General features: G+C 44.0%; 11 protein-coding genes. 6 read left to right on the top strand and 5 right to left on the bottom strand.

Annotated elements, in window-relative coordinates; genetic code table 11:
* Positions 1-148: 148 nt before the first annotated feature.
* A complete protein-coding gene (locus ACLVWP_RS00450) occupies positions 149-1,042 on the top strand; it encodes a chemotaxis protein CheX (RefSeq protein WP_413559288.1) in 894 nt (297 codons plus the stop codon).
* Here ACLVWP_RS00450 and ACLVWP_RS00445 read toward each other — a convergent pair whose 3' ends face one another.
* Both ACLVWP_RS00445 and ACLVWP_RS00440 read right to left on the bottom strand, forming a co-directional pair.
* Positions 1,043-2,074 (bottom strand): hypothetical protein, encoded by a 1,032-nt coding sequence (locus ACLVWP_RS00445; protein ID WP_413559287.1) that lies wholly within the window; start codon positions 2,072-2,074, stop codon positions 1,043-1,045.
* Complete coding sequence (locus ACLVWP_RS00440; RefSeq protein ID WP_413559286.1) at positions 2,061-4,949, bottom strand: hypothetical protein; 2,889 nt, start codon at positions 4,947-4,949, stop codon at positions 2,061-2,063. Before ACLVWP_RS00440 ends, ACLVWP_RS00445 begins: the two co-directional genes overlap by 14 nt.
* Between ACLVWP_RS00440 and ACLVWP_RS00435 the strand changes: the two genes are divergently transcribed.
* From ACLVWP_RS00435 to ACLVWP_RS00415, 5 genes are read left to right on the top strand one after another with little or no spacing between them, the layout of a single operon-like run.
* On the top strand, positions 4,920-5,960 hold the full coding sequence (locus ACLVWP_RS00435) for a type II secretion system protein J (protein WP_413559285.1): 1,041 nt from the start codon (positions 4,920-4,922) through the stop codon (positions 5,958-5,960). The two genes, ACLVWP_RS00440 and ACLVWP_RS00435, sit on opposite strands and share 30 nt — an antisense overlap.
* An 11-nt stretch (positions 5,961-5,971) precedes the next feature.
* Complete coding sequence (locus ACLVWP_RS00430; protein ID WP_413559284.1) at positions 5,972-6,757, top strand: hypothetical protein; 786 nt, start codon at positions 5,972-5,974, stop codon at positions 6,755-6,757.
* Positions 6,758-7,450, top strand: a complete 693-nt coding sequence (locus ACLVWP_RS00425) for a hypothetical protein (protein WP_413559283.1) — start codon at positions 6,758-6,760, stop codon at positions 7,448-7,450.
* Positions 7,432-8,967 carry a spermidine synthase gene (locus tag ACLVWP_RS00420; RefSeq protein ID WP_413559282.1) on the top strand — a complete coding sequence of 512 codons (1,536 nt, stop codon included), beginning with the start codon at positions 7,432-7,434 and terminating at the stop codon, positions 8,965-8,967. The genes ACLVWP_RS00425 and ACLVWP_RS00420 overlap by 19 nt, the downstream gene beginning before the upstream one ends.
* Entirely contained in the window at positions 8,964-10,034 is a 1,071-nt protein-coding gene (locus tag ACLVWP_RS00415; protein WP_413559281.1) for a hypothetical protein, read from the top strand. The genes ACLVWP_RS00420 and ACLVWP_RS00415 overlap by 4 nt, the downstream gene beginning before the upstream one ends.
* Here ACLVWP_RS00415 and ACLVWP_RS00410 read toward each other — a convergent pair.
* From ACLVWP_RS00410 to queF, 3 genes are all read right to left on the bottom strand, one after another.
* Complete coding sequence (locus ACLVWP_RS00410; RefSeq protein ID WP_413559280.1) at positions 10,002-10,739, bottom strand: hypothetical protein; 738 nt, start codon at positions 10,737-10,739, stop codon at positions 10,002-10,004. The two genes, ACLVWP_RS00415 and ACLVWP_RS00410, sit on opposite strands and share 33 nt — an antisense overlap.
* A 132-nt stretch (positions 10,740-10,871) precedes the next feature.
* Positions 10,872-13,190 (bottom strand): phosphoenolpyruvate carboxylase, encoded by a 2,319-nt coding sequence (locus ACLVWP_RS00405; protein WP_413559279.1) that lies wholly within the window; start codon positions 13,188-13,190, stop codon positions 10,872-10,874.
* A gap of 9 nt (positions 13,191-13,199) precedes the next feature.
* A complete protein-coding gene (gene queF, locus ACLVWP_RS00400; RefSeq protein ID WP_413559278.1) occupies positions 13,200-13,709 on the bottom strand; it encodes a preQ(1) synthase in 510 nt (169 codons plus the stop codon).

Here is a 13,709-nt window from a genome sequence, read left to right as displayed (position 1 = left end):
ATTTTCGCCGTCTCAAAAAGATAATCCTCGAATGAAGCCGAGTTGATTACAGATTGTTAAAGTCCTTTTACCCGGAGCCGATACATACTCTGGGAAACAGGTATCTTCATGAATTCCCTCACCTATAGAAAGACAATAAGCAGTTTACATGAAGACAAGAAAAACCATCCTCATTGTCGATAATAACTCTGGCCTGGAAAACCTGGTCCGAGAACCTTTGGGTGAGCAGCTGCGCGATTCCAACATCATGCCTGTCCTCGTGCGCGCTAAAGACGGCGCTGAAGCCGCAATCAAAACTGAAAATCAAAAGTTCGATATGGTGCTAATTGATACAGAGGTTCCTCGTCTGATGGACGGCGGATTTGTGTATGGTCTGCATACTTATAAGAACACGCAAGACGCTAACCTTATCGTAGTCACGCAAAGAGACGGCGTGGATTTACCAGATACTCTCCGTAATAGCGTCATGTTGAAAAAGCCAATCAATCCCGACGATCTGGTGAAAGCCATGATCAAGTGCCTTAATCAAAACGCAGCGGCGGCTGCGACGGCGTCACCAGCGACGCTTAAGCACTCAGTTGATGTTCGCGTGATCAACGCCATCATCAAAGCAACGACTCACGTCTTTGCACAATTTGGTGTGACGAACATCACGATGAGCAAGGCGGAAACGAAATCTCCCCACGATAAACTGATGGGAGAGATCTCTTCTGTTGTTGAAATCAAATCACAGGCGTATCACGGATTCTTGGCTGTCTCTTTCGATAAGGCCAGCTACCTGGAAGTTGTGTCGACGATGTTGATGGAAGAACAGACTGAATTAAACGCTGAAAACCAAGATGCCGTGGGTGAGATCAACAATATCATTTTCGGTAATGCGAAAGCTGAAATCACGAACTACGGCGTTCAGCTGACAGTTCCAAAGGTGATGGTAGGTACTGAGAGTGTGATTTCATGCCCACAAGGATCTGCAGGCATGTTAATTCCGTTTAAGACTACTAAAGGTCACTTTTATCTAACTGTTATTGCGCTTCCTAAATAACTAGCGACGCAACGTAAATGCTTTGCGCACTCGCAAGTCTATCATCTCTCGACCATAGAACATCGCCATCACAATGAAATGAACTGAAACAAAGATAAACAGCCAGAACCAATCAAACAGTATTGGGTAAGATGCCCACACATCCATCCAGTGTTGCCCCAACGGCAAGAATGCTAGATGCATAAAGTACGAAACACCCAGGTGCTTGTTCCACTCGATTTTGCCCAGCAAATCCATGCCTTTGATTTTTGCTAAGAGCGTATTAACTCGTCCATCTAAGCTCAGTCTCATCAGGAAAGTGAAAACCAGAAAGTGCTTCCAGAACATCAACGGCTTAATTTTAAAGACATAGGATTCAAATCCAGGGCCCGCAGGAAAGGGACCATAATCAGGCGTCACGATGAAAAGAATAACGATAGGAATGATCCACAGAGGCCACTCCCATTTTCTGATCGCCGAAAATAAATCTGGAAACGATTGGCGCCACAGAACACCGACTGAATGAAATAGAATCGCTAAGAATGTCCAAGGCATCAATCCCCATCCAGAAAACTGCACGGAGGGTTGGATCTTAAGAACAGACTCGTAGAGATCAAATGGAATACATAAAATCAAAGCACTTATTATAGCTAGCGGTGCCCGGATCCATTTAGCCTTGGGCAAAGCTAAAACCAAAAGATAAGTAATGATTAGATACGAATAGACATCCCAATCCCAAGATGACGGGTTCATCGGCTCGTCAGAAGTAATAATCTGCAAACTCCAGATGCCGGCCAGAAGTACAAATATTCTGAGAGAATGATTCGAGTGCTTTTTTAGACCGATCAGAAAATAGCTTAAAGCCACGATGAATAAACCACCGTACTTAAACATATCGCCAACCCATCCCGTCAGATTGTGATAGTTCGAAACTTCGGGAGGAATTGAGATTACATCTTGATAGAATGTATATTGCCAGACATGAAAATAGAGAATCGCCATCACAGTGGCGATTCTCAAGATATCAAAACCGTGTACTCTATTTGATTTCATCAAAAGCTGTTCTATCCATCGTACAGAATTTCAGACCACTATCGCCAGATCCCATATCTTCATAGTAGCGCTGCGAGTTGTTCGGAGCATCTAACCACGGATGTTCTGGGATGTAATCAGGAACTGTACAATCGGCATAGCACCATTTTGGACAACTCATATTACCACTCTTAGAATTCGTCGAATAGCATGGGTCCCAATAGATCTTCGTATTCTTACATGCGAAGTTCAGACCAACCATGTCGTTTGGATCAGTAGTCGCATTCGAACAACCCGAATGAGAGTCGCTGTACTGAGCTCCCGGCAATACCGTACCAGAAGATGTCGGGCAGCTTCCCGCAACGACCCTTGGATCCGTTGAAAGCGCGCCAGTGGAAGTCGTCACTCCACATTGCTCGTTGTAATTCGCCCACTTCCATAGCTGGAAATTCGATGGATTTTGTGGACCTGTATTAAACTGAACTTCCAAGCAGGCATCGCCACCTTGAGAGATTCCAGGGGCGCCACTATTGAACGCAATTCTTTTACCAACTTTCACTGGGTAGCATCCGGCTAACGGGTACAGTGTGTTGTCTCCTGGTACTTCGCTGCTTTCTTTGATTGCTTGGAATTTACCACCAGCACAACGAGCAGCCACATAACAGAATCTTGCATTTTTCGAGTCAAATACCGAGTACATGATCTCGTCACCTGGCGTGACCTTTTGATTTTGGTCCATCATGTATTCGTACCCTTTACCAGGACCCTTAGAAACTTTGTACCCTAACTGAGGTTTCAAACCGCTGTTGCCAATTGAACCATGAGCAACGCCATCGATATAGAACGTACTGCCCGGCACGCAAGAGTTCTTTTCAAGTTGTGATGTGTCCATTGATTCATCCAATGGCCCTGACCAGCCAGGACTTGGTGGCTTAATCACATTACATTTCTTACCGCATTTACATCCATTATTGCTGTCATCACACGACCTGTACTTACCACCCGAAGAATCAGGCGCAAAGTTTTTACCGCCATCACTAGCGCAACCCAAGCCACCGTTATAGCAAAGAACGCCAACAGAAGTACTCAATACAACTGCAAGAGTGATTGAGATCCACACTGCTGCACCAAAAGATACGACGACTAGAACCGCAAATAGAACCCAGTTGAACAATCCACCGAACAAGCCTTTACCGCCCTTACAAGGCTTACAGTTACACGTATAACAAGGAGGTGGTTTGAAATAGACGTGGGCATTAATTTCTTTAATTGGCGGACGGCGGTCACCATCGATACCCGCTTTATCCATCATTGCTTCTTGTGCTGGCGTGTATGCTAAGTTTCCAGCCGCATCGAGCATCGTAACACCGAACTTAACTTCGCAACCCCACATACGTGGATTGTTTTTATCACCAGAAATCTGATCGTAAAAATATTTGTATTCCGTGTATGGCTGAAGAGTTCCTGAGCCACCAAGTTTGAAGTTCGTACCATTTCCTTGCGTTACCGTTACGCGATCTGGAACTGAATTACAGAATCGCATATGTTCACAAGGAACCCATCCCGTATAACGAGTATCCCATGACTTATCAAAACTAGTTTCTGCGCCACCATTGTAAGCGCCCGGACACCAATTGCCACTAGTCTGTTTGAACCACTGATACGACGTATCCATACACATTGGCACTACGCCGTTTTCTTTGTGCATGTTGTAGACTCTGAAAGAAATCACCAAGTTCAATTTATTTGCTGCCGTCTGTGAACAAAGCGGTCTGTCGCGATTTTCAGGCCAATTAGGGTTCGAAGCATTATACGGTTGAAGATTCGTTAGAATCGTTTCGAAAGGATGTCCCAGGCACGACGAGTTGCCTTGGCAAGTTGTGCCTTGTCTTAAACCATTAGCCAAGCTTGTGTTATCAACAATGGATCCCGGAACCGCGGGAGACGTTTTCACAAAGTTTACGTCATAGAAATAATCGACAACATTTTGCTTATCTTCAGGCAATGAGAAGTCTTTTGTTCCTTCGCAAGTTTCTTTCTGACCTTTTTCATTGGTAAAGTCAGCGCGCAACGTAACTCTGAAGCCCTCGGAATCTCCAATCCAACTTGGGAACATACCGATAATCTGACGAGTTTGTGCTGAATATCCAAATTGAGGTTCGTAAGTAACGCTGGTTCTGCCACCGTTGCGAGGTCTCGGCCAAAACTTGTCGCAAGAATTATTCTGGTTACCAGAAATTAGGTTGTAGCGATTCACCTTCATCGCAAGTGAGACGTCTTTCAATCCACCTTGAAACTGAGTTGAAATTGCATCCTTGTCTAAATCTGACAATAAAGACGCCGCTTGAAAGTCCTTACAGTAGCCATTTCCATACTTGGTGGCCAGGTACTCCATCGAACCTTTTAACAACAGGGGAGTATAAAGAGTTACACCGTCAAATTGGATCGGAACATCTTTCGTACCACCATTAGACTGGGGAATCTTAATCGATTTACCAGGATTCTTAGTATAGAGAGCACCAGCCGCATAGTCGTACATCTTTTGTCTTTGAGCTGCGTATGCCGGATCCCAATCAATACCTTCAACGGCTGGTATTTGATAAGCACGCAAATTCAGAGCGCTCGAACCACCAATAGGACTACCGAAAGTTTGATTGTATCTTGGCTGATGACTTTGAAGTGATGTTCCCAAGGAACCGATACGAGAGAAGGCTGTGTCAAGAACGGCTTGACAGCTGGCCGAGGTTCTCATCCCTTTGATAATTTTCCCTTGTTGGCTAAAGAAAGGCATTGCTACAATAAAGATCGTGGCAAGGATACCCGCCGCAACAATCATTTCAAGTGCTGAAAAGCCCAGAACACTTTTATGATAAATAGACCTGTCTCGACGAAACATTTCAAATCCCCCACAGAAAGCCAATCAAGTTGCTTTCATAATTCTAACAGTGGGATATGGGGTCAACAAGGCTTTTCCCTCATCGAGCTTTTCATTTCCATCATTATCGGTTCAGTAGTTATGTATGGTGTGGGTGCTTTGATTAGTATGGCTTCGAATCAAAATGAGGCGCTCACCAACAAAATTCAGTCAGAGTCTGAGCTCAACGAAATTTCGTTTTATCTCAAGTATATCGCGTCTATGGGTATTAACGTTGAGGACGGTAGCCAATGGAACCTTACCAACTGGAACGCTTCTGGAGCATACCAGAACACTGGTTTGATTAAGACAAACTATAGAGCCTCAAATGGATTCAATCCTTCGACCGCAACGGCTTCAATTGATACTATCGGCGTTTTTCTGAGGGATAATCTTCCCAGCAACTACACAGCTGTTCCCAGCGTTGCAGATCGTTTTTTACCTACGGGAATTTACTTTCAGCGACCGACGGTAAAAACATTTGGGATTTTGTACATTGATCTGGGAAGACCCCAAGGATCCGGAACAGTCAGTGTTTCTCCGTCACGCGATGACTTGTGGTTTGGATCTATTGTGGACTTCCAGGTTGCAGAGGCGGAACTAATTCCGTTCGATATGATCTTTCCTGATCGACCTATCACTCAGATCACTGCCCCGAATGATAAGTACAGAATTGCATCGTTGGCATTTAAGATCACAGTTCGTGAATACATGCCCCAAACAAATAGCAAACGTGACTTTACTTGGTGCCCACCGGAAATCCAAAGAACCAGCCCTCTTTGTACGACTTCGAGTCCTTATAAGGATGTCGAACGCGTCGTCAGAGTTTCATTTAGAAATAACGTTCTTGGATTTTCTTCTACACAACTTCATGTCACGACAGATCAGCCAACAAACCAGCGCTTCATGCGTCGTCCGGTCTATCGCAGACCTTTCGACTTAGTCTATTTCCTAAAACCTTCATACCCTGCTGGGCAGTTGAAAAGAAACTAAGGGAGTATTTTATGTTGCCCAAACAAATTAGCTCCAATCGTGGTTTCGCAGGCGCTATGTTGGTTATCACCATCGCTGTCGTCGTGGGCATCATCATTGTCGGTATCGTTTCCAAGATGGGTGTCTTAAATAAAAGCTACGACAAAACTCGCGCGTTCTTTGACTCAGAGATGGCTATTGAGAAATTTGGAACAGAACTTAAAAGCGCATACGATAAAGCTAACTATCTTCGTGACACACCCCCAACTAGTGGTGGAACCGCAACGAATGATGACTATGGCTGTCCCGGAAAAATCGTGAAAATTGGAGCGGGAGCTGGGCAAGTTCGTTTGTGCTGGGAATCTTCATCAGGAGTTTGTTCCAAAAGAACACTGAATGCCGGTGCAGATATTTGCATTGAGGCCTCCAACCTTCAAGTTAGTATATTAAGTCCTAATGAATGGATGGTGGCTTATGAGGCCCCTCCGAAAAATACTTCCGAACAATGGGATATTTTCCTTCAAGCGACTCACGAGGTTATCAAAGAACTTTCGTTCCCAGTTGCCAATGCCAATTTGGAAGTTTTCACTCCAGCTCTTCCCACTGCGGCGTCACTGCCAACAAATAGCATCCCAATCAATACATCGGTGAGAAATGCACCTGAAGCTCCCACGTGCGATACTGCCGCGACTAATCCTTTCCAGTGTTTGAAAGTTTCTTTTTGTGTAAGAAAAGGTATTAACTGCGCCAGCACTGACTTAGTTCGACAAACATACCTATTCACAAAACCAGCGACGACGACCCAAGGCTACAACTAGATGAAAAGCGACCTTCGCTTTCGTTTTATTTTGCTCTTAATATTTATTACGGCATTTTGTAGCTATGCCTATGAACTGGTTATCGCAAATATTTTGTCTGTCCTATGGGGCAACGTCGTTCAGCAGTACACTGTCACCACAGGAATCTACATTGCTGCCATGGGTGCCGGAGCGTATCTCGCACCGATCAAATTAAATGCTAAAAGATCTTTTATCTGGATCGAAGTTGCACTTTCCATTTGTGCTTTGGCTTCGCCATTCATCCTCGTCTATTCGGATATCAATCTAAAACCTGCATCAGCACTTATCAGCTATGTCATGATCTCCGCGATTGGCTTCCTATCTGGTATGGAGCTGCCTCTATTGATGAGAATCATGCACTCAGAGTCTTTATCTGAAGAAAAGAATGAACAGGCTCTATTCACTGATTACGTTGGCATGTTTGCAGCGGGAATTATTTTCGCTTTGTTTTTAAATCGCCAGTTCGGAACTCTTCACACAAACTTGTGGTTGGCCATGGGAAATCTGGGGTTGGCTCTAGTGTGTGGATTACTCTGGGGATATCAAGACAGCAAGATCCGAAAAATCGAAATGCCCACCGTGCTAGTGTTGTTCGTGGTGGCCGCCTGGATTTTTAGTCAGAATCTTTTAATTTACGAGGAGCAAATCGCAAGATGGATCATCGCAAATTAAAGCTTCTCTCCTTTGCACTGTCCTTCTGTGGATTTGCCTATCAAAGCTTGATGGCAAAGACCTTTGCCGTTTTCCTTCAAGAAGAAATCATAGGTTTTTGCTTATCTTCAGCTCTGTTTATTTACGGCATCGGATTAGGCAGCCGTAAGTCCTCCAAAGCCAAAGATCCTCTATCTAGTCTGATCAATGTGGAACTTATGCTGATGGCACTTGGCGCAGTTGCACCAATGGTAGTTACTTACCTCTTCTTTGTTCCGAGCTTAGAACTCGTCGAATTTTTTGGAACTAAACTGCCAGCTGGTCCTTTGATGATGATTTTCGTTCTGCTTGCAGGAACACTCTCTCTGTCACTAGGATTCCTGACGGGATTTGAAACTCCTTTGCTTTTCCGTTTACGTGCGGAGGAAAACAACCAGAGTCACTTGAATCAGATCCTCGCATTTAGCTATTTCGGAGCTTTAGGAGCTTCGATAGTTGTTCCACTGATTCTAATTCCAAGATTAGAAGTATACGGCAGCGCCATACTCATCGCACTTCTTAGTGGCGGGATCTGCCTCTATCTCTCTGTGCAATCTGAATCCACCAAAAGACTACAAAGAATTACTACGTCAGCATTTGTTTTTGTAATTGTCTTTGCCTTTATCCAATCACCTCTACAACAGCTGTCATTGCGTATTCGTTATTATGGCGAATACCCAAAATCAGTTTCCCAATGGTCTGATATTCGCGACTATGCGAGTGAGATCAATAAATCGATTAAAGTCACTCGCCATCTAAGTCACTATCAAGCGATTGACCTTGTCGATGGCCGCGATGAAAAAGGTCCGTTCTTTAGTCTTTGGTTGAACGGACAATTTCAATTCGATTCGCGATATGAAAAGTCCTATCATGATGCTTTCTTAACTGGGGCAATGAATCTGACCAAATCCACGCCTAAAAAAATTCTTATTTTAGGAGCTGGTGACGGGTTGTTGCTGAGGGATGCATTGAAGAGATTCCCCAATGATACGGAAATTACTCTGGTGGAATTAGATCCCATGGTTTTGGAGTTAGCTAAAACCGATCGCCGCTGGAGAGATCTCAGTGAAAACTCCCTGACGAATCCTCGTGCTGAGATCATCACTGACGATGCCTTTCATTTTCTTCGAGGCAGCAAGCGCACTTGGGACGCAGTTTTCTTGGACTTCCCATATCCTTACAGTGTCGAGTTGTCCAAATTGTATAGCCTTGAGTTCTATAGCATCGTAAAGAACCGCCTCAGTCCCGAAGGATTTATCGTTTTTGATTTTCCAACAAATGAAAGTGCCGCAGTTATCAATTCGACCTTGAAGTCTGTGCCGTTTTCTACGGTCATTGCCTATGAAGGTGCAGAGAGCTTTATTTATGCGACGAACAGTTCAATGAGCAATCCTACTTCCTCATTGCCAGCAGGGTATAAAGCTGTTGAATTGCCCGAAGCTGATAGAAGCCTGGTGAATACACTTTTCAAACCACAGCTGCCAAGGATGTGGGAATGAAGGCTCAACGTTACTATGCCTTAGATTTACTTCGCTCGTGTGCGATTTTGGTAGTTACGTTTTATCACGTGTGGGAATCCTCATTTGGCGACGACAAGATGCTTTTCTCCGCTGGCGAATCCGTGTTTGGACTGCTTACACCGTTCTTTCTGAATTACTGGGGATACTCGGGAATTATCCTGGCGATCGTTTCGTTTTTCTTAATAGGTCACTCTCATAAGAATTTGAACTGGCAACGCTATCTATTAGTAACAGTCGGTCTATTGGGTATGGCAGCACATGACCAAACTGATATTTCAGATGTGCACACATGGAGCTGGAATCTCTATGCCTACTTATTAATAAGCCTTCTGGCGGTTCAGTTTATTCCAAAGAATCGCAAAGTTCTAATTGGCTTAAGTGTTCTCTCGATTTTTATTCTGCTGATACCGATTGAAATGTATCAATCCCTGAAAGAGGGTCTAAATCCATTCGCTCAACAAATGCTGATCGGAGATTTAGACGTTAACACCACAATCGGGTGGGGACTACTGCCTTGGCTTGCTATTCCTCTGCTAGGATTCTGTACGGGACGAATTATTCGCGACACTCTCAAGGAGTCTTGGGTTTTCCATGGGTTTAAAAATGAACATTGGATTTTACTTGGGGCTGCGGCCCTCCTAGTTGCCATATTCCCAATGAATCCAGATATCAACATCTCCCGAACAGGATTTTATTATTACGTTTTCTCCGGCAGTCTCTGGTTTTTCTGGAGCAGGTTTTTAGTGATTGCTATTTGGATACGACTATCATGTCTAACTGTCGTTAACGAATACCTAGGACAGTTCTCATGGATGCGTTTCATTTCAGATTTAGCTTGGAATAAATATTTCGGTCTTTGTTATTTTGTACAGTTTGCGTTTATACCGTGGGCGTCGGAATGGTCGAATCATTTTAGAGATCAACCAAGGTTAATTGACCTGTATTGGGTGGGGCTTTTGCTAACAACCGAGCTTTGCGCTCGGCTGATAGTATTTAGTTTTAAGAATATAAAATTATCTGCGAACAAATTCGCGGGCAGAGCGTAAAGTATCTTCCATTTTCTTTAAAGACTCTTTACGCATTTTTTCTGCAAGTCTGCGCTCAAGAACACCTGCGGGAGCATCATCACCAACGATAGCGATCAATGCAGATCTCATCGTGTTGTCACGACCTAGAACAAACTGTTCATTCAGAACTGATGTTGTTTCACCGGAAACCAACAACAAACTCAAACCTGGCTGTTGTTCCGCATTGAAAGAGGCCAATGCCTTACTGTAGCCAGCAGCTTTCAATGACTCCTTGGCACCAGCATTCCACTCTGCCAATTCAGAAACGTTGTGCTCGTCTTTTTCAAAGAAAACACTCAAAGATAATAGGGGTCTTTTATCGTACACATTTGCGAACTTAAGCATTGACGTGCGCGCCTCTTGGCAAGTTTTAGACTCTTCCAAAACGGCATTCAGCTCACCGATTTCTTTTTGCAAAGCTTTGCCATGAGACCCTGCAAGCTCTTTCGCATCAAGCATCTCAAGATCCTCAGAGTTTGATTTAAGCATATTGATGATTTCAGCAACCGAACCTTGGCGCTCTAGGTGTAAAAACTCTGCCTTCAAAGGAGGAACCACGCGAACCAGTTCCATTTCGTTAGAAATACACTCTTCAACTTGCTTAAGGCTAAGGCCCGCAAAGGAAGCCTGGCTAGCTAGAAGAATTGATAGAGTCAGAACACCGCGAATAGATTGCTTAAGCATGTTAAGGTCCTTTGGTTCGATAAATGAAATTCCCTGAACTTCATTACAAGATTTGGACCTCTTTCATCTGAATCCTATTCGAGAGCAGCCCCCTGGGTGTGTATAAGATATATACACTGGCCCGGATAGGGCTTACCCGGTGGTTAGCATACCACTAGCGACCCCTGTGACAGTCTCTCGCAATAGCAAGACATTGCGCTCTTTAAGAGCGATAAGTTGCAAGATATTGAGTGGGTGAATGAGAGGAGATCGGAGAGAAATACTCTTAGCCAACCACGGACGGTACCATAGGAGATTCCTATCACCAGTGATCTCTCGCACGGCCTTTTTACAGGCATTGAATTCTGAATGGAACTCCTTCAGATATTTTTGCTGTAACTCTTCGCTTAGTTTCGATTCTGACAAGTACAGGGAGAAAATATTCAGATCAGCTTTCTCAAGGGTAAAGCCCAGGGCTTTAACATAGGAGCTGAAAACCTCAGACTGTTGAAAGGCTTTTCTATAGAGCGCTTTTTCCGAAGCACTTAAGCTTTTCCAAAACTTTCCAACTCCCCACCATGTTGGGAATAGAGCTCTTGTTTGTGTCCAGCACAATACCCACGGAATTGCGCGTAGACTTTTTAACTGAACAGGCCCTTGTCGCTTAGAGGGACGAGACCCCATTCTAAGATCCTTTAGATAGGCATACGGAGTTGCAAGCTCAATCATATGCAAGAAATCGGGCTCACGAAGTGTTTCTTGGTAGCTGGCCTTTGTCGAGTCCGCCATTTTTTTAAGAGCTTTATCGATAGCTGGATTGATGCGCTTGCGTCGATTCGAAATCTTGCTATCACGGGCCATCATGATTCTGTCTAGCTGACGATCTAATATTTCCGCAGAGGTGTAATTGCGATAAATCATTTCACCTTGAACCGTCATTTTAACGGTATCTAAAGCACTGCGAGGCCACCAAGCTGTTTGCTCCTCAACAGATCCACCACCGCGCTCGATGCTGCCGCCCGATCCGTGAAAGAAAATAGGAATCAGATCATAGGAAAGAATAAGTTTTTCTAACTGAGTAAGCGCTTCCTTAATCAAATAGCGAGATGCAAACGCACCGTTTTCCTTTGAGGAATCCGAGTAACCAAGCATCACCTCAAACTTGCGAGACCATTTGTTTTTAACAACGGTTTTGTTTTTCTGCTTTTCTAAAAATTCAGACACGATCGCCTTGCAATCAGAAAGCGAGTGGGCGCTCTCGAATAATGGAACAACCGGAAGACGATAATCACCTAAATGCATTTTCGTTAGGGTCATCCCGGCTTCTATATCTGCCACAGACTCACAGTTACTTAAAACAAATCCCCGCACATAGAATTTTGGATCATGGTTTGGAGAAATACGAGCGAGTGCTTTAATCATTTTTGAAATCGCACTCTTTTTACTGGGTTGATCGACGGCCTCATGAACTAACGAACTGTCTTCGCGAATTTCTAATGGAACAACCAAACCCGGAAATACATTCAAAAAAGTTTCTATACGAATTAACGCTTCCGACTCAATGCCAAATTGAGCAATCTGCAATTTCATGAGCTTTACAAAAGCATCCTTCATGCGATGTAGTTTCGCTGCATCGTCATTAGCAATTCTTCGAACTTTCGCGATAGACGCTAACACTTGCTTCGTTTGTTTTTTTAATTCTTCGGCACGTTGCGGATGAAGATCTGCGGAGTACTCCTTAAGCGTGCCGTGCAACCACTTTATCAAGAAGCCTCGAGACATATTTAAGCTCTGAAGCATGGTTTTGTCATTTACGCCCGGATGGCCATCTTTATCGCCACCGACCCACGTGCGAATATAAAACGGATGCTTCTCTGCTCTTTGCTGAATATACAGGTTAATGATTTCATCCTGCAAAGCAAGGCTATAGATATATTCAGCCTCGTCCATAACGGATGGCTTACGTTGCTTTGACATTGGAATATGCCACGCCCACTTTAACAGAGCATTCAGCTCACTGGAATCAGTGTCTGCGTGCTTTTCCAAACGCCGCTCTAGGAGTTTTTGAATTTTCTTAAAATAGTAAAGTGCATTGGGATTGCGTGACTCTGTTGGATGCGCAGTCAGGACGTGAACCACTCGCCCATAAGCATGCTTCGTCTTAAGAGTATTAGTATCCTCTGCCTTTAAGCGGTACGTACGATAGGCGGCCTCACAGGAATTGATCAACTCAAGCATCAAAGTAAAGGCATGGGCAATTTGATATTGTTCTGGTTCTGGGAGAGATGAGAGTTCCTGCTTTAATTTCTGCAGGCCCTTCAAAGATTTTGCAGCGGGCGATTTAATATATTTACGAATGCGTTCGATGCGGTTGAAACCAGATTTACCAGTTTCGAACTCAATCACCTTCCCCAATTCCGTTACTGACCAATCAACAAGCTTCGTAAGTTCTTGGGGAAGATTTTTTGCCATAAGCCCTCTTTAGTAGAGCTTGCTCAACTCCATACCGTATTTGCCAGGAGCGAACTCACTCAGACGTTTTTTCCACAAGTCCTGATAGAACTTGTCCTTACAAGCGTAACTTGCATAAGGGAAGATCGCAATACCACCGCGCGGAGTAAACTCACCGACAACCTCGATGTACTTCGGCTTCATAAGTTTAACCAAGTCATCGCAAATTGTTTGAATGCAGTCTTCGTGGAAATCACCGTGATTACGGAAACTGAAAAGGTACAATTTCAAAGACTTTGATTCGACCATTTTTTTATCTGCGATGTAGTTAATGAAAACTTTCGCGAAATCAGGTTGGCCTGTTTTTGGACAAAGAGATGTGAACTCTGTGCAGATAAAAGTTGTCCAAGCAATCTTGCCTGGATTCTTATTATCAAAAGCTTCTAAAACTTCCGGTGAGTAAGTTTGAGAGTATGTTGTTTGGGCTTCACCCAAAGCGAAATTCTTAAGTTCTTTTGCGTCTCTGCCAGTCTTTTTCAT

The sequence above is a fragment of the Bdellovibrio sp. HCB209 genome (assembly GCF_047306065.1).
In the GTDB taxonomy this organism is placed as follows: domain Bacteria; phylum Bdellovibrionota; class Bdellovibrionia; order Bdellovibrionales; family Bdellovibrionaceae; genus Bdellovibrio.
This window is presented reverse-complemented; position numbering and strand designations above follow the sequence as displayed.